Consider the following 17,093-nt stretch of genomic DNA (forward strand, 5'->3'; position numbering starts at 1 on the left):
GAACTATATGTTCTATCTTCGGTCGCAAATTACGTCGCTTCTGCTTGCAGTTGCGACCGCAAGGGAAGCAAAACATTTAAATTCATCACAAGATAACTTTGCCGATTTTTTAAATTTACCGCTCACATTTTATCAAATTCGGCTTTAATTTACGTATTATCAAAATTCGGGTAAAATCACTCCTTTAAAAAGGAAAATTTATGATAGTAAAAAGCGCTTTGCCCCTATCTTTCATCATCGGCAGTAGATTTTTCGGGCTTTTCATTATTCTCCCCGTTATCAGCGTTTACGCGCTCGAGCTTAAGGGCGCGACCGAGTTTTTAGTGGGCGTTCTCATCGGCGTTTACGCGATTTCGCAGATCGCGTTTCAGGTGGTTTTCGGCTATATTTCAGACCGCTTCGGGCGTAAAAACTCGATGCTAGCGGGCCTACTCGTCTTTATCGCGGGAGCTGCTATCTGCGCGGTCGCTACCGATATCTACACTATGATTTTGGGTAGATTTATCCAGGGCGCGGGCGCGATAGGAGCGGTCGCTACGGCGTTTATGAGCGATATGACTAAAGAGGAAGTGCGCGGACACGCGATGGCGATGATGGGCGCGTTTATCGGCCTTAGCTTTACGCTTTCGATGATACTTTCTCCGATCCTTAGCCACAGATACGGGCTTTCAAGCCTCTTTTACCTCTCGATCGCGGTTACGGTTGTTTGTATCGTACTTTTATACACGGCAGTGGGCAAAGAGCCTAAAATCGCGCACTCTCAAGCCAAAACTCCCGCGCTAAAACTGCTTGCAAATAGAAATTTGCTCCTGATGAACATTAGCAATTTCATGCAAAAAATGCTGATGTCGGCGGCTTTTATCATCATTCCTATCGCCGTCGTGCGCTACTTTGGCATGCAAAAAAGCGATCTAAGCGGCATTTACGCCGTCGCTACGGCATTTGGCTTTATCGCTATGGGCGTAGGCGGCGCGGTGGGCGAAACAAGGCGCATCACAAAGCAAATTTTAATCATCGGCGTATCGCTTTTCGTCGCTAGTTACGGGCTTTTCGCGCTCTCGCTCGGACACAAGCCGCTATTTTACGCGGGCGTGATTATATTTTTTATCGGCTTCAACCTGCACGAACCGATCTTGCAATCAATGGCGTCCAAATTTAGCAAAGTTAGCCAAAAAGGCGCGGCTTTAGGTATCTTTAACTCATTTGGCTACATGGGAAATTTTATCGGCGGCATCGGAGGCGGAGCGGTGCTTAACTTTTACGGTCTAGACGCGCTAGCTGCCATAGTTACCGCGCTTTGCATAGCGTGGCTAGTCTCGCTAAAGTGGCTAGATAACCCCAATATCTTTAAAAATATCTATCTGCCGTCTGACACGGATGCCGATCTAGCCGAGGTCGAGAAGCAAAAAGGCGTCGTGGAGTGCTATAAAAACGCGCAAAATTTAGTCGTTAAATTTAACTCCAAGCTAACTAACGAGGCGGAAATAAAGCGATTTCTAGGCGTTTAGCAAGTTTGCGGACGGAGCAAATTTAAAAAATCGTCCGCGCCCGGCGACTAAATTTGCGGCTTGATCGGCGCTTTAAATACAAGGGCGCAAAGCGCGCAAATTTAGCGGGTTTTTAGCTATTCTTAAATACTATTATCAAAATCTAATTTCAAAAAAGGATAAAAATGAGCGATCTAAAAAAACAAATCGACGAGCTTTTCGAGGACAAAAAGATGTCCGTTTACGATGCGGCCAAACAGCTAAACGTACGCGAATACGAAATCCTGCAATACCGCGGCGATAACGAATTTAAGGAAGTCGGCGCAGAAAATTTGATGAAAATTTTTGAAGAAATCAGCACTTGGGGCGAGATGCTTTTCATCAAAAATACGCCCGAGTTTATCATCGAGATCAAGGTGAGCGTGCCTATGCCTAAAAAAGCGAAGGGATTTTTAAATTTCACCGATAAAAGCGGCTTTTTGGGTGGTCACCTCAAAGAAGAATCAATCGCAAGCATCGGCTTTGTAAGCACTAAATTTATGGGCTTTCTAGGACACAGCCTACACTTTTACGACGCGGATCACAACGTGATCTTTAAGCTTTTCGTAAATCGCAACGAAAAAATGAAACTAGACGAAGCGCAAGAGCAAAAATTCCTAGCGCTAAAAAATAGCTTTTGATTTTAAATGGCTTTGCCGCGCGTAAATTTTGAGGTTTGTGATGGCTAAAATTTGCAAAATTTACGACGTTTTGATAATCGGAGCTGGCGCGGCAGGGCTATTTTTGGCGGCGAATTTGCTGGGTAAAAACGTCGCCCTACTCGAAAAAAACGCAACTCCCGGCAAGAAAATCCTAGCTAGCGGCGGAGGCAGGTGCAATGTCACAAACCGCCGTATCGACGCGTCAAACTACTTAGGCGATGCAAATTTCGTCACAAATATTCTAAAAAATCTAGACTTCAAAGACGTTTTAAAATTTTTCGGCGAGTTAAAATTTAACGAGCAAAAGCAAAATCAATTTTTCTGCGAAAGCGGCGCAAAGGACGTTTTGGGCGTGCTTTTAAAACGCACTGGGCAAAGCGACGCTCAAATATTTTGCGGCGTTTGCGTGAAAAGCGCGAGGAAAATTTCGATCGATGAAAACGGCGAAATCACGGACGCTTTTTCGGCGCTAAACGGCGACAAATTTGAGGGTTCTTACCGCAACGACGCGCCTAATTTGACCGAATTTGACGCGCCTAATTTACAAAACTTCAAGCAAAATTTAGACGAAATTTTCGAAGTACTCGCCGAAAACGGAGACAAATTTTACGCCAAAAATCTCGTCGTAGCTAGCGGCGGACTAAGCTACAAAAGCCTAGGCGCAAGCGATATCGGCTACGAAATAGCGCGAAGCTTCGGCATCAAAGTTGTCCCGCCAGCTCCCGCGCTAGTTGGATTTACCGTGCAAAAAGAGGAATTTTGGTTTAAAAATCTAAGCGGGGTTTGCTTTCCGGCGCAGATTTTGCTGGAACGAGCGCCGCAAAAAGGCAGCGGCGATAGCAAATCCCGCTTGCAAAGTAAAAGCGGCGACGCGGATGTGAGCACGGATGAATTTAGCCTGCGCCGAGAAATTATCGGCGAGAATTTAAAGCAGCCAAGCGGTAAGCCTGCGCCCTTGCAAACGAATGATTTAAATTCGCAAAAAACCGCAACCTTTGCTACGCCAAGACAAAACGGTGAAATTGAGCTAAATTTAACGTCAAATGAAGCGACTTTGGATAAAAACCGAGATTTTTACAAGTCGGGCGCTAAATTTAACGCCTCGCAAGAGATAGAATTTAACGGCGGAGAAATTTTAAACGGTGATGCAAAAGCCTGGAAATCTAATCAAAAAAATCGGACTAAAATCGCGGGCGACGTGCTTTTCACGCATAAAGGCATAAGCGGCCCGGCCGTGCTAAACGCTTCGCTTTTTTGGCAAAAAGGTCTGATAGAGATAAATTTTTGCCCGAATTTTAACATCGAAACCGCACAAAAAAGCAAAAAACAGCTCAGCACCGTCCTGCCGCTACCACGCCGTTTTACGCTAGAGTTTTTAAGTGCGGCGGGACTTAGCGACAAGCCGTACGGCAAGTACGTCCAAGCCGAGCGAGAGAAAATTTCACGACTTTTTAAATATCGATTCGCGCCTGCGGGGACGTTTGGCTTCGAGCGAGCAGAAGTCACGAAAGGCGGCGTAGACACGGACGCGCTAGAGGCAGACTGCGGCGTAAAGGGCGTGCGCGGGCTTTATTTTATCGGCGAAGTTTTAAACGTAACGGGGATGCTCGGTGGCTACAACCTGCACTTTGCGTTTGCCTGCGCGCGGGCTTTGGCTGGGCGACTAAATGCCGTTTAAGCTGCGCCTGACTGCTGCCCGCGGTAAAAACGGTCTTTGCGGCGTAAGACGATCTTTTAGGCTAAATTTAAGGGCATGCACGGTGCGCAAAAACATAAGCCTACATGCGCCACAAATAAATTACGCTACGCAAAAACGCTAGCCGCAAAGACTAGGTTGCGCTAGCCGCGCGGCGGGTTGCCGAATTTTTACGATACGCGGCTAAAATTTGACTTACTTTAAATACCAAAGCTGCCGTTTGAGGATCTAGCGATGCGGACGCTAATTTTGCTCAAGCGTAGATTATTTACGCCGCCTTTTAACGGTGCGTCCAGTTTGATTAGATAGCGATAGGCTCTATTTTCCGCTATTTGTAAATAAATAGAATCTAAAATTTGCGGTAATCAAAATAGCGCGAAACACCAAGCTAACCCGGCGCCTTTTAATAAATTTAAACGCCCGAAAACTAGGGCAAGTAATTTTATACCAAAATAGCGAATTTACGCAAGCAAAGCGGCATAAATTATTTTACAGTATCCTAGATTAAAGCAAAATCGCCATAAAAACGCAAGCCGATGAGCAAATCGCGTAAATTTAAAACCGGGCGCGAGTTTACGGCGCTTGTACCGCAGTCTCACTCCGCATCGACGTTGATTTTATATTTACCGCAATGCAGACAGCGAAACAAATATCCCGCCATAAAGCCGCCCGCTTCTAGATATTCTCGCACGGTCTGCACATCGTATTCGCCGCGCAGAGCATACTGGGCAAAGACCTCATCTGCGATACCCATCTTTCGCAGTTCTTTCGTGCCCACGTCGCCCAAAAACTCGCAGTAATCATCGCAGCACGTAAGCCACTGCTCTCCTTGCCAGCAAAAATACCCGGGCGTCCTTTTAAAAAGCTCGTCCGTCTTAGCCTGCGCATTAGCCGCGCCGCTAGGCAGTTCGTCTGCGTCTTGGACGAAGGTAGCGTCAAATTTCGCCGCAGCCTTGCCGTTAGCTATGCAGTGCGGGCAGAGGTATTTCACGTCGCTTTCGCTATAAACGTGACCGCAATAATAAACGTCCGTCTCCTGCTCGCAGCACTCGCAAACCACGCTTATATCGTCCTTAAACACGCCCGATTTAACGGGATCCGGGTGATAGCGAAAATGAGGCACGGCTTTTGGTTTTTTGCTCGCGCGCACCGATTTGCTTACGGTTTTTGGGCGTTTTATCGCGTCCTCGTCGCCGTCTATGGCGTATTGTTTTAGATACCCGAGCCTTTTTAGCTGTTTTTTGTCTTTGGGGTCGCAAATTTTATCAAGCAACTCATAGGCGCTCTTTTTTAGCTCAAGTAGATAGTAAACATCGACCAGCACGGCTTTTGCCTCTTTTTCATCGCATTTTTCCAGCTCGTCTTTTAGCTCATATAGCGCCAAAACGCTCGCCGCACCGCCGTCAGAATCCCAAAACGCCTTTTGTAGCGCGACGTATCTTTGCCTAAAATCTTTCATTTTTTCTCCTTAAATTTACGCTTTGGCGATGCGCCTTTGGATTTGCCGCCAGCTTGTCTACTTGCTAGATTGCGTTTAAAAGCGCGTTTAGCCATATTTTACTAAAATTTATTAAATTTCGCCTATTTTCGCAAAACGCGGCAAGGTCGCGACCGAGCGCAAATTTAAAACTCCGTTAAAATCGGCGTTTTTTACAGATTAAGCGGCTAAATTTTGCTTTTATGCTTAAATCGGCAACCTTAAGAGCAAAACAATCATCCAAATTTAGCTAAATTTACTCCGCGCAAATCGCTTTTAGCTTTGCTAAATCCAAAATCAAACTATGCGAAAACGCGTCTATCACGACGCCCGCGTATTTGCCCTCGCCGCCTTCTATCATCGCGGCGTAGTCTTTTAGGCGCAGATTTATCGCCTCTTGCTCGGCGTCGTTTCGCCATCTCATCATCTCAGCCCTGCTAGAAAACGCGGGGAAATAGCTAAGTCCGCTCTCCTCGTCTTCAAGCAGGACGAATTTTATATTTGAGCCTTCTTCTTCATAAACTGCGCTGCCGTCGGGCTTCGCTAAGGCTTGGTTTATGAGTACGGGCGCTAAAAACTCGGCCTTTTTTAGCGCTGCGATTAGCGCATTTTGGCTCTGCTCTCCGCCGTCTAGTAAAAATGCGTCTATGAAATCGTTTAAATTTTCGTTCATCTTTTACCTTGGATTAAATTTGGCGTATTATACATTTTTGCGTTTTTAAATCAAAATTTAGCAGTAAATAAGCTTTGCGTTGCTATAATCACAACTTCACTTCAGCTGGCGGGTTCATAGCTCTGTTGGTTAGAGCATCCGGCTCATAACCGGATGGTCCCAGGTTCGAGTCCTGGTGAACCCACCACTCTCTAAATTTCAATCATTTTAAAAATCTTGCAAATATCCTTTAAATTTTATTTAGTCTCTATCGGCAAAATTTAGCTTCTTTATGCTCTTGCCTATTTGTTTTATATAAACGCGCGGGTAAATCGTAGCTTTGAAGCCTAGCAAATTTAGCAAAACCTACGAGCTTTTAAAAAGACGGCCAGGATATTTTAGCCGGCAAGGGGGCGTTGGCTTGTATGCTGCGACGACTACTGCGAGTTTTTAGGCGACGTCGGCATGAAAGAACTGCGCAAGATGGGTATCGCAGAAGAGGTCTTTGCCTAGTACGCTCTGCGCGGCGAATTTGTCATAGAGGATGCGCAGGGTTATCTCGTCGCAGGAGGCGATACGGCGGGCCATCTGTTTCGCTGCCCGCGCTGCGGCAAGTATAAAATTCAGGTCGATGCAAGCTAAATTTGAAAAATTTTACTCGCCCAGACCGCATCCTGAAAACATAAAATTTAGTTTGTTGAAATTTGACGTTATTTTTGCTTTTGTATTGATGGGTTTAAACTGTGCCATGCTTGGCGGTAGCAGTCTCCTCTTGCTTGCAGGCTGCCTTAAGCAGTAGCGAACGCAGTGAAGCTAAAGCAGAACTTCGCTGGGTTTTTAAATTTTAGCCGAGTCAAATTTGCAGATTTAGCCCCGTTGCAAATTTAAAATATATAGCGCGGCGGCGGCACACCGAACCAGTGCTTAAATCAATATGCTTTTGCGTACTTGCACTATTTTATTAATTTCCTTATCGTATAGCTCTTGGCGAATCCATACGCTCCGCTACCTGAATCAAATTTAAAATCTTCATTAAGCGAGATGTCGTAAATAGCGCTCATCGCAGTTTTAAAATTTACATCATCCTCGACAAATAAAAAATACAAAAACTTTTTATTTTTATAAAAGACGATTACGGGACGATATCCAAATGCATAAATTGCGTAGAAATATGATATTTCCTCTTTTTTTGTTTTTATATTATTTCCGGTAATAAAATTTTGATTGGTAATATATATGCATTGCCTTTTATAATTTAATATCTCGCAATACATAATGTAAAATAGAAAAATTGAAACGGCGGATATGGCAATTATAGACAAGATACTACCGTCTATAATATTAAACAAAACAAATAGCAAAAACATGCAAATAAACATCCTAACGACAAAAAAAGAATTTGTATTTTGATAGCAATACAGAACCTTCTCATCGTCATCAAGTCCGGCACCCTTAGGCAAATCATAATCACTCAAATTTGAGCCTTTCGTTTTTAAATTTTAGCAGAGTTGAATTTGCAAATTTAGCAGAATATGAGACAAATATTCCGGACAGAATAGGCGTAGTTTAAATAAATTTTTCTTACCCGCAAAGGAACGGACCAGTCGTCCGTGACTGCGGCGGGCGTAGAAAAATTTATTCTAAAATCCGTCGTTTATGGGGAATCAAAATCGCCCGCATCAAACCCCAGCTCCAGCGTCCTTATCTCTCCTATCGCATTTCCCGCGATCCCCTTTATCGAGCCAAACATCTCGATCGCGTTGTCGCGCACTTTTTCGATCTGTTTTTCTCGGCTCTTCCAGATGCGTTTCATCGCGTTTTTCTCGCGCTCCAACTCCTCGCTCATCGCAGAAAAGCCCTCCACGATAGCCTCGATGCGCATCTTAAACTCGTTGCTAACTAGATACGAGTAGAGCATCTCCATCTTGTTTGAGCGGTTTTGTGCGGAGTTCCTAGCGAAATTTAGCTCCACGACGCCTTGTCTTAGCACGAAACAAAGCGCCTTAAACTCCTCGTAGTTGCACACCCATACGCCGTCAACCAGCCCCATGCGCTCTAGCTCCCGCGGCCGCGCCTCGCTAACGAGCACCCCGACGTCGGCGCCCGATGCGCGCATATCGGCCTTAAATTTTTCTATCCATTCGTTTGAGAAATTTTTCGTGCGTTTGCTTTCGTAGTAAATTTTGCCGCAGTTTTGCGCCTCGCGGGTATTTACGATCTGCATCACGTCCGCGCCGTTTGCGCCCTTTTTGACCTCGTCTATAGTGTCAAATACGAACTTCTCCCGCAGCCACGCCTCGATGGCTAGCTCTTGCGTCTCGCCTTGGAGTTGCTCGCTGCCCTGCTCTATGCGCCTTTGCGCCTCGTTTAGCTGCTTTTTTAGCGCTTCTAGCTGCTCGTCTTTTTGCTTAAATTTTAGCTCGTTTTGCTCGGCCAAAGCCTTGCCTAGCCGCTCTTTTTCCTCGTTTAGGCGCCTACTTAGCTCGGCCTCGGTTTTAGCCATCAGCGCGCTTTCAAACTCGCTCTTTTCGCGTTTTAGCTTTTCTATTTCAAGCGTCTTTAAATTTAGCTCGTTTATCTGCTTTGATTTAGCTTCAAGCTCGGTTTTTAGGGCGTTTACTATGTTTAAATTTTCGCCCTCGAGTTTTGCTTTTATTTCATTTTCAAGCTCGGTTTTTTTAGCGTTTAGGGCTGCGGCAAATTTGGCGTCGAATTCTTTTTCCTTTGCGTTTAGAGCGTCCAAATGCGCCTTGTATTCGGCCCTTTTAGCTTCGATCTCTTTGTCAAAATCTCGCCTGGCCGCCGCCATTTTTTGCTTCATTTCAAGCTCAAGCTCGGTTTTTAGAGCCAAATTTACATCGACTTCGGCGCCGCAGTTACCGCATTTTACGCTACTTTGCATTTACAGCCTCGTTTTCATTTTTTCAAATTCGTCCTGCACGGTGGCCGAGTTTGGCTCGTTGCTCATCTTATCTATCGCATCGCCGTAGAGGCTGGTGAGATAAATCACGACGCAAGAAACCGCAAAACCAGGCAAAATCTCGTAAACGTAAGAATTTAGCCCAAGCGCTATCCAAGCGATCACCGTCGCTCCGCCCGTTATCATACCCAGCAAAGCCGCCAGCGCGCTCATCCTGCGCCAATAAAGGCTAAAAAGTAGCACCGGCCCAAAGCTCGCGCCAAAGCCAGCCCACGCGTAGCCAACGACGTTTAGCACGCTTTCGTTAAAGCTAAAAGCAAGCGCGGTAGCCACTAGCGCGACGGCCACGACTGCGTATCTGCCAGCTGCAACCTGAGCTTTTTGCGAGATTTCTTTTTTATAAAACGCAAACACGAAGTCCTGCGTCACCGAGCTTGCGCTAACCAAAAGCTGGCTAGAGATCGTACTCATGATGGCTGAAAGTACGGCTGAAATGATGATACCCACGAAAAACGGATGAAACAGCGTCTCGCCAAGCTGCAAAAAGACCTTTTCAGGATCTGCTAGAGGCAAATTTAACTCACTGTAATACACAAAGCCGATCAGTCCGCTCATCATCGCTCCAGCTAAGCCGATCGCCATCCAGCCGATACCTATGCGGCGCGCCTGAGCTAGCTCTTTTGAGCTTCGTATCGCCATAAATCTAACTATGATGTGCGGCTGCCCGAAGTAGCCAAGCCCCCACGCCATAAGTCCTAAGATGCTTAAAAAAGTCTGGCCATAAAAGACGTTTAGGTGGTTTTTGCCGTATTTTGCCACCTCGCTCCAAAAGGTAGCTCCGTCTGGCAAATTTAGATTACAAAACGCTACTACCGGCACGGCAACGAGCACCAAAAACATCAGCATACCCTGAAACGCGTCCGTGATACAAACCGCGCGAAATCCGCCGAAAAACGTGTAAAAAACGACGATAGCCAGCGTAAAGATCGCGCCGAATTTAAAATCTAATCCAAAAAAGCTCTCAAAGCTCTTGCCACCCGCGATTATCCCGCTGCTCACGTATAGCGTGAAAAATATCAAAATCAAAAGTCCCGAGACTATGCGTAAAATTTTAGTCTCGTCCTTGAAGCGATTTTGTAAAAAATCGGGGATCGTGATGCTGTCGCTAGCAACTTCGGTATATACGCGCAGGCGCTTTGCTAAAAACAAGTAGTTGCAATACGCGCCGATAACTAGCCCCAAAACCATCCAAATCGTAGCAAGCCCCGTGGCGTAAAGCGCACCCGGCACGCCAAGCAGCATCCAACCGCTCATGTCGCTAGCTCCGGCGCTTAGCGCGGTTACGACCGGCCCTAGGCGTCGATTATCGAGCAGGTATTCGCCCATATTAGCGTTTTTGTTATACGAGTATCGCCCCACGAAAAGCAAAAATCCAAAATACAGCGCGATGGCGATATAGCGTGCATAATCCATAAATTTCCCTCGGGTTTTAAATTTGAGTTACGATAATATGATAAATTTGTTTAAAAGATAATTTTTTCGCGTAAAAAAGGTTAAATTTATATTTTTTTTCGTATTATTAACCCTCATTACGCTTTTAAGGTTTAAGAAATGCTAAACGAAAAATTTTTTAGGGCGCTGTTTTTCGTCCTCATCGTCTCCGCGGGCGTTTATTATTTTTATCCGACGGAGTTAAACGAGGCGCAACGTCTAGCCTACCTTAAAAGCTACGGCGTGACGCTGGGACTTACCATAGGCGGCACGGCTATAGGCGTGACTTTGGGCTTTATTTTGGCGTTTTTAAAGTTTTTAAATATCAAAATTTTAAGCTTTCTCATCGACGAATACGTAGATATCCTGCGCGGAACGCCGATTATTTTGCAGCTTCTTATATTTTCGGTCGTGATTTTCGCGACTTGGAGCGATAACTTTTACGTCGCCTTGATCGCGCTTGGGCTAAACAGCTCCGCATACGTCGCAGAGATCGTGCGTAGCGGCATAAATAGTGTCGATAAAGGGCAAATGGAAGCCGCAAGGGCGATGGGCCTAAACTACTACGTCTCGATGCGTGAGGTAGTGTTTCCGCAAGCGACCAAAAACATCTTGCCTGCGCTTGCGAACGAATTTATCTCGCTGTTTAAAGAGACGTCAGTCGTTGGCTATATCAGCGTCATCGACATCACGATGCAAAGTAAGAGCCTGCAAGCGGTGTTTTATAGCCCGGAGCCAGTCATTTTCACGGGCATAGTTTACTACGTCAGCGTGAAGTTCTTTACGTTTTTGGTTAAAATTTTAGAGAGGAGGCTAAATCGCCATGATTGAGATTAGAAATTTGAGTAAAAATTACGGCGATTTACGTGTCCTAGACGACATCAGTGTAGATATCAAACAAGGCGAAATCATCGCTATCATAGGCCCTAGCGGCGGCGGCAAAAGCACGTTTTTGCGCTGCATAAACCGCCTAGAGGAGCCAAGCGGCGGGCACATAAAGATAAACGGCGAGGATATAACGGATAAAAAAACGGATATAAACAAAATCCGTCAAAAAGTGAGTATGGTTTTTCAGCACTTTAACCTTTTTGCAAACAAAAACGTCTTGCAAAATTTAACCCTAGCTCCGATAAAAGCGGGAATTTTGGATAAAGAGAGCGCCGAAAAAAGAGCCGACGAGCTACTAAAAAGCGTGGGCTTAAGCGATAAAAAATACGCATTCCCGCACAAGCTCTCAGGCGGTCAAAAGCAGCGTATAGCGATAGCTAGAAGCCTTGCTATGAACCCCGAGGTCATACTCTTTGACGAGCCAACGAGCGCGCTAGATCCCGAGATGATCGGCGAGGTACTAGACATTATGAAAGACGTCGCGGCAAAGGGAATCACGATGCTAGTCGTCACGCACGAGATGGGTTTTGCTAAAAACGTGGCAAATAGGATATTTTTCATGCACGGCGGTAAAATAGCCGTGGACGACACGCCTAAAAACGTATTTGAAAACCCTAGCAATCAGCGTTTGCAGGATTTTCTAGGTAAAATTTTAAACCACTAAAAGGAGGTTAAAATGTCACAAAACATCGTTGCGGCTTTGTCCGCCGGCAAATTTAAAAAACTTTTCGTTTTCGTAGCCGCCGCTTTGATGCTTTCAGGCTGCGGTCAAAGCTCGAATGAAAACGCGAGCAAAGACGCCGCAGTAAAAAACGAGGCAGCCCCCGTAGCGGTACAACAAACGATAAGAGTGGGCTCTAGCGCGGACTATCCGCCGTTTGAGTATATCGACGAGCACAACAAGATCGTAGGCTTTGAAATCGATATGATAGAGGCCGTCGGCAAGAAAATCGGCGTCAAATTCGACGTACAAAATATGAGCTTTGACGGGCTGATCCCAGCTCTAAAAACGGGCAAAATAGACGCCGCGCTAAGCGGTATGAGCGCGACCGAGGAGAGAAGAAAATCGGTCGATTTTACGAAGCCTTATTATTTTTCGGATAATCTTTTCATCCGCAAAAAAGGCACCGACGTAAATGCGACCAATATGCATCTCAAAAAAATAAGCGCGCAAATAGGCACATTGCAAGAGACCGCGGCTAAATCTATCTGCGGCGACCTAGCCGTGCCTGCAGAAAACGTAGCGGCTGCGATTTTAGCGCTAAAAGCCGGTAAGATAGACACCGTGCTAACAGATAGTCCGATCGGTTACGAGTATCTAAAGCAAAACCCTGATTTGGAGGAGTTTTTAAAGCTTCCCGACGGAACCGAGGGCTTTGCCGTCGCGTTTGATAAAGGCAAGCACCTAGAGCTAATCGGCAAGATAGACGCCGCGATAGAGGAGCTCAAAAAGAGCGGCGAATTTGACAAGATGATGGAAAAATACGGCCTAAAGTAAATTTGCGAGCCCGCACCTAGTCGCGGGATTAAATTTAAAACCAAATTTAAAGGAGAGAAAATGAAAAAGATTTTTGCGCTGCTTTTAGCGGCTCTAGCTACGCTTGGCGCCGCCGAGCTAAAGATCGGTACCGCCGCAAACTATCCGCCGTTTGAGTACGTAGACGAGCAAAACAAGATCACGGGCTTTGATATGGATCTAGTAGCGGAGCTCGCTAAACGCGCGGGTTTTGAGTACAAGATCGTAAATATGAGCTTTGACGGCCTAATCCCGGCTCTAAAAACGGGCAAGATCGACGCCGTAACAAGCGCGATGAGCGCAACCGACGATAGACGAAAGTCGGTTGATTTCACGCAGGCTTACTACGCGACGGAAAATATCTACTTGCGCGCTAAAGGCAACGACGCTATCGCCGGCAAAGACGCCCTAAACGGCAAAAGAGTAGGCGTACAACAAGGCACCGTCCAAGAGATTGCCGCTAACGCTATCGCAGGCGCTAAAGTCGTGCCTGCCGAGGATCCGGTTCCGCTAATCATGGGGCTAAAAAAAGGCAAGATAGACGCGGTCGTGCTTGATAGCTCGATCGGTTACGGCTTTTTAAAGAAAAATCCCGAGCTTGAGGAATTTTACAAAGAAAACGACGGTAGCGAGGGCTTTTCTGTAGCGTTTGACAAAGGCAAGCAAGCAGATCTAATCGCTAAAATAAACGCCGCGCTCGACGAGATGAAAAAAGACGGCAGCTACGACAAACTGCTAGAAAAATACGATCTGAAGTAATGAAAAAAAGCGCATTTTTTACTCTGCTTAAATTTTGCGCTTTAGCCTTGCTGTCGGTAAATTCGGCTGCTCAGTTTACCGACATGCAAATCACAGAGACGACCAAATCCAAACGCGAAAAAGTCGTCAAAGAGGTCCTTTTTCTAGAAAAAATTTTAGACTACGATACCTTCATCTTTAGACTAAACGCCGCCGTGATCGCCCCTTGCAAGCTTGCAAACGTTAAATTTTACGACGGCTCAAAATGCATAAAAGATAAAAAAGAGCTGGAAAATTTCAGCAAATCCTACAACAAAGAGATCAAAAAGATATTTCGTCCTGAGCGCAACTACTACGTGCTCACGCTAAAAAATCTAGGCGATAGATGGCTGTGCGAAGTAAGCGACGAAAGCAAAATCCTAAACAAAACCCTAGTCAAAAACGCCCTTGCCTTGCCTACTAGCAAAGAGTACCAAAAAATCGAGGTCAAAGAGGACTGGGCAAAGAAAAATCACGCAGAAATTTACGAGTGCCTAACCGGCAAAAAGCTAGAAGAACCGAAGAAAAAACCTAAAAAAGCCGAAAATAACGCCACCAAAAACGATCAAACCGAGCAAAACTCTTTAGGCTTGCAACCTGCGCAAACGCAGCCGCAAACTCGGCCGTCGCCGATGGAGTCGCAAGGAAACGGCCCCGTAAATTTAAAGGAGCTAGGCGTTGAGTTTGGCAAGGATTTTGGCGACAAATAAATTCGCCTAAAGATAAATTTAACAAAACCGCTCAAGGCAAAACAATGAAAAATCCTAAAAAAAATATCCTAATCATCGCAGGCAGCGACAGCGTCGGGGGCGCAGGCATACAAGCCGACATAAAAACCTGCGAGGCCTACGGCTGCTACAGCGCGACTGCGATCACGGCTCTAACCGCGCAAAACACGAGCGGCGTGAGCACGGTAATGCCCGTAACGTCCGAGTTTTTAAACGCGCAGCTAGAGGCCGTCTGCGCCGAGCTAAAATTTGACGCAGTAAAGATCGGCATGCTCTTTAACGAACAGCTCATAGCCTGCGTCAAAGCCTGGCTAGAGCAAAACCACGGCGTGCCGACCGTGATAGACCCCGTCTGCGTGGCGAAATCAGGCGCCAAGCTGCTACAAGAGGGCGCCATAAACGCGCTAAAAGAACTTTTAAGCCTCGCTCGCATCGCGACGCCCAATTTAGACGAAGCGCGCATTTTGGGGTTAAATTTTGACGGCGAGAGGTTAAATTTAGGCGCGGATCTGCCCTGCGACGTTGTGCTAAAACGCACGCAAACGAGCGAGATTTGCGAGGACACGCTTTATAAAAAAAGCGGCGAGATAGTTAAATTCGGCGAACCGCTCGAGCAGCCTACGATCATGCACGGCGCGGGCTGCAGCTTCTCCGCGGCTATCGCCTGCGCCCTAGCGTGCGGGGCAGACGAGATAACGGCGATCAGACGCGCCAAAGCCTTTGTCGCAAACGCGATCAAAAACGCTCACGGTTCAAATTTCGGCGCGAGGCTGCTAGATCACAAAGCAGCGGGTGCAAACCGTGGCTAAAATTTACGCTATCACGGACGACGTCCTAACGCCCGAAAACAGCATACTCGAGCAAACTCGCGAGCTGCTAGAGTGCGGAGTGAAATTTTTACAGTACCGCACCAAGCTCGAGCCCAAAAACGAGCGCGTAGCGACTGCTCTAAAAGAGCTTTGCGAGCGCTACGGAGCAAGATTTATCGTAAACGACGACGTAAAATTTGCCGCCAAAATAGGCGCGAACGCCGTACACATCGGCAAAGACGACGGCGGAGTAAAGGCTGCTCGCAAGATCCTAGGCGAGGACGCCTTCATCGGCGTTAGCTGCTACGACGATCTAAATTTAGCCCTAAAAGCGCAGGACGAGGGCGCTTCTTACGCAGCATTTGGCGCCCTGTTTGCAAGTCCGACCAAACCAAACGCCCCGCTTTGTAAATTTGAAACTATAATGCGCGCAAAGGAAATTTTACGAATCCCCATTTGCGTGATCGGCGGTATAAACGTAGCAAATATCGCGCAAATCGCCGCGCTAAATCCGGACTATATCGCCGTTATCTCAGCGCTCTACCGACCCGCATCCATAAAAGAAAATCTGCGAAATTTGCAAGCGTTTTTGTAAAAATACGCTAAACCTACGTCAAATTTACGTCGCCAAACTGCGCAATGCTCCGCTCAAATTTAAGCAAAGTCCGATAAAATTTGCTTGATCAAAAAAGGAGAAAAATGAAAATACTAATCATCCTAGCCCACCCGGGCATCCAAAACTCGGTCATAAACAAACGCCTGCTGCAAGAGGCTCTCAAAGAGCCGCAGCGCTTTAGCATCCGTGATTTGACGCAGGTTTACGCAGGCGGCAACATCGACGCCGCGCGCGAGCAAGAGCTCATCAGAGCCCACGACGCCCTCGTTTTGCAGTTTCCGCTTCACAACTTCTCCTGCCCTCCGATTTTAAAATCGTGGATCGACGCGGTGATGACGCACGGCTTTGCCTACGGACGCGGCGCAGACGGCATAGCGGGGCGCAAGGTGGCGCTAGCCGTGACCGCAGGCATCAAAAAGAGCGACTACCGCCCGCAAGGACGCTATCATTTTAGCTTGCGCGAGGTTCTTACTCCGTTTGAGCTTGCGTTTAAATACTATTTTCACGCCGATTACCGCGACTTTTTCGCATTTTACGGCGCCGAGGAGACTCCGGGCGTGGACTACATATCAAGCCAGGACGATTTAGAGCGCGGTGCTAGAGAATACGCGGAGTTTTTGCGAAATTTAGGCTAAATTTGACGGTCGCGGTAAATTTAGAGCGCTTTTTGGGCAAGCCTGGCAAGTAGTGCGCGCTTGTCTTGCCGTAAATATCGCTCTAAATCAAGCTAAGCCGCTGCCGTTTTTCTTTGCCGCGACCTTTTGGCAAAAGCGAAATCCGCAAGCAATCTAGCAAAGGCGGCAAATTCGCGCTAGATTAACAGGTTAGCAAAAGCGGCGATTCGTCCGCGCCGTTTAAATTAACGCGTTAAGTTAAGCTCGGCTCGCGTTTTAAAAGCGGCTGAAATCCCCAAATTTCCTAGCGCCGTCCAAATCCAAGCGCCAGGCCTTGGGCATTAAAATTAACCCGCGCTCGAGTTTAAATTTTAATCCACGCGCGCAAATTTAACCCGCTACACCGTAAATTTCGCTTGGCGCGCACGGAAGTAAGCTTGTATTTTGCCCTAAGCCGCAAAAAGCCGCAAAATTAACGCTAGCTTGCGCCGTTACGAGCCTAAATAAACCGCGCAAAACCTACAAAAGCGCAAATTTCGCTAGTTTTGCGCCTCCCAAAAAACCAAACTAATCCCTAACTTTGGAAGCCAAATTTAACGCGTCAAATTCGCGCCTTTTGGGATTAAATTTAGCCTGCGCCAGCCAAGAACGTAAATTTAAACGCGGTAAAGATACAAAACTAATTTTAGCCGTTTCGCGAAAGGCCAAATCCCGCCCTGCA

15 protein-coding genes, 1 tRNA gene and 3 pseudogenes are annotated in these 17,093 nt (G+C 46.6%); 14 read left to right on the forward strand and 5 right to left on the reverse strand.

Annotation, left to right across the window (positions count from 1 at the left end):
- Window positions 1–203 precede the first annotated feature (203 nt).
- The 4 genes and pseudogenes from RYL88_RS05880 to RYL88_RS05895 form a co-directional block, all read left to right on the forward strand.
- Entirely contained in the window at window positions 204–1,508 is a 1,305-nt protein-coding gene (locus RYL88_RS05880) for an MFS transporter (protein WP_314989754.1), read from the forward strand.
- Between the two features lie 164 nt (window positions 1,509–1,672).
- Window positions 1,673–2,167 (forward strand): heme utilization cystosolic carrier protein HutX, encoded by a 495-nt coding sequence (hutX, locus tag RYL88_RS05885; RefSeq protein WP_314989734.1) that lies wholly within the window; start codon window positions 1,673–1,675, stop codon window positions 2,165–2,167.
- Between the two features lie 40 nt (window positions 2,168–2,207).
- Window positions 2,208–2,990: pseudogene (locus tag RYL88_RS05890) on the forward strand (NAD(P)/FAD-dependent oxidoreductase); the annotation flags it as partial.
- Window positions 2,991–3,326: 336 nt separating this feature from the next.
- Window positions 3,327–3,866, forward strand: a pseudogene (locus RYL88_RS05895) (NAD(P)/FAD-dependent oxidoreductase); the annotation flags it as partial.
- A 613-nt stretch (window positions 3,867–4,479) separates the two neighbouring features.
- On the opposite strand, the gene RYL88_RS05900 reads toward RYL88_RS05895, so the two are convergent.
- Window positions 4,480–5,343 carry a CbrC family protein gene (locus RYL88_RS05900; protein ID WP_314989736.1) on the reverse strand — a complete coding sequence of 288 codons (864 nt, stop codon included), beginning with the start codon at window positions 5,341–5,343 and terminating at the stop codon, window positions 4,480–4,482.
- Between the two features lie 274 nt (window positions 5,344–5,617).
- Window positions 5,618–6,034 (reverse strand): SseB family protein, encoded by a 417-nt coding sequence (locus tag RYL88_RS05905; protein WP_314989739.1) that lies wholly within the window; start codon window positions 6,032–6,034, stop codon window positions 5,618–5,620.
- A 110-nt stretch (window positions 6,035–6,144) separates the two neighbouring features.
- Between RYL88_RS05905 and RYL88_RS05910 the strand changes: the two genes are divergently transcribed.
- Together RYL88_RS05910 and RYL88_RS05915 are read left to right on the forward strand one after the other, a co-directional pair.
- Window positions 6,145–6,221, forward strand: a tRNA-Ile gene (locus RYL88_RS05910).
- A 248-nt stretch (window positions 6,222–6,469) separates the two neighbouring features.
- Window positions 6,470–6,526 (forward strand): annotated as a pseudogene (locus RYL88_RS05915) (hypothetical protein); the annotation flags it as partial.
- Between the two features lie 440 nt (window positions 6,527–6,966).
- Here RYL88_RS05915 and RYL88_RS05920 read toward each other — a convergent pair.
- The 3 genes from RYL88_RS05920 to putP all read right to left on the reverse strand — a co-directional run bounded on the left by RYL88_RS05920 (window position 6,967) and on the right by putP (window position 10,406).
- Complete coding sequence (locus RYL88_RS05920; protein WP_314989740.1) at window positions 6,967–7,488, reverse strand: hypothetical protein; 522 nt, start codon at window positions 7,486–7,488, stop codon at window positions 6,967–6,969.
- A 179-nt stretch (window positions 7,489–7,667) separates the two neighbouring features.
- The gene (locus RYL88_RS05925) at window positions 7,668–8,915 is read right to left on the reverse strand and encodes a DUF2130 domain-containing protein (RefSeq protein ID WP_314989741.1); all 1,248 of its coding nucleotides are present in this window, start codon (window positions 8,913–8,915) and stop codon (window positions 7,668–7,670) included.
- Window positions 8,916–10,406 carry a sodium/proline symporter PutP gene (putP, locus tag RYL88_RS05930; RefSeq protein ID WP_314989742.1) on the reverse strand — a complete coding sequence of 497 codons (1,491 nt, stop codon included), beginning with the start codon at window positions 10,404–10,406 and terminating at the stop codon, window positions 8,916–8,918. It lies immediately after the preceding gene.
- Between the two features lie 138 nt (window positions 10,407–10,544).
- Here putP and RYL88_RS05935 point away from each other — a divergent pair, with 138 nt between their 5' ends.
- The 8 genes from RYL88_RS05935 (at window position 10,545) to RYL88_RS05970 (ending at window position 16,393) form a co-directional block, all read left to right on the forward strand.
- The gene (locus RYL88_RS05935; RefSeq protein WP_122862687.1) at window positions 10,545–11,255 is read left to right on the forward strand and encodes an amino acid ABC transporter permease; all 711 of its coding nucleotides are present in this window, start codon (window positions 10,545–10,547) and stop codon (window positions 11,253–11,255) included.
- Window positions 11,248–11,976 carry an amino acid ABC transporter ATP-binding protein gene (locus RYL88_RS05940; protein WP_002948421.1) on the forward strand — a complete coding sequence of 243 codons (729 nt, stop codon included), beginning with the start codon at window positions 11,248–11,250 and terminating at the stop codon, window positions 11,974–11,976. Before RYL88_RS05935 ends, RYL88_RS05940 begins: the two co-directional genes overlap by 8 nt.
- 12 nt (window positions 11,977–11,988) lie before the next feature.
- Complete coding sequence (locus RYL88_RS05945) at window positions 11,989–12,810, forward strand: basic amino acid ABC transporter substrate-binding protein (RefSeq protein WP_314989744.1); 822 nt, start codon at window positions 11,989–11,991, stop codon at window positions 12,808–12,810.
- Window positions 12,811–12,870: 60 nt separating this feature from the next.
- A complete protein-coding gene (locus tag RYL88_RS05950; RefSeq protein ID WP_314989746.1) occupies window positions 12,871–13,587 on the forward strand; it encodes a basic amino acid ABC transporter substrate-binding protein in 717 nt (238 codons plus the stop codon).
- A complete protein-coding gene (locus tag RYL88_RS05955) occupies window positions 13,587–14,315 on the forward strand; it encodes a hypothetical protein (RefSeq protein ID WP_314989748.1) in 729 nt (242 codons plus the stop codon). The genes RYL88_RS05950 and RYL88_RS05955 overlap by 1 nt, the downstream gene beginning before the upstream one ends.
- 44 nt (window positions 14,316–14,359) lie before the next feature.
- Window positions 14,360–15,142, forward strand: a complete 783-nt coding sequence (thiD, locus tag RYL88_RS05960; RefSeq protein ID WP_314989750.1) for a bifunctional hydroxymethylpyrimidine kinase/phosphomethylpyrimidine kinase — start codon at window positions 14,360–14,362, stop codon at window positions 15,140–15,142.
- Window positions 15,135–15,737 carry a thiamine phosphate synthase gene (gene thiE, locus RYL88_RS05965; RefSeq protein ID WP_314989758.1) on the forward strand — a complete coding sequence of 201 codons (603 nt, stop codon included), beginning with the start codon at window positions 15,135–15,137 and terminating at the stop codon, window positions 15,735–15,737. The genes thiD and thiE overlap by 8 nt, the downstream gene beginning before the upstream one ends.
- Before the next feature lie 104 nt (window positions 15,738–15,841).
- Window positions 15,842–16,393 carry an NAD(P)H-dependent oxidoreductase gene (locus RYL88_RS05970; RefSeq protein WP_314989752.1) on the forward strand — a complete coding sequence of 184 codons (552 nt, stop codon included), beginning with the start codon at window positions 15,842–15,844 and terminating at the stop codon, window positions 16,391–16,393.
- Window positions 16,394–17,093: the final 700 nt, after the last annotated feature.

It is taken from the genome of uncultured Campylobacter sp., from assembly GCF_963517995.1.
Classification (GTDB): domain Bacteria; phylum Campylobacterota; class Campylobacteria; order Campylobacterales; family Campylobacteraceae; genus Campylobacter_A.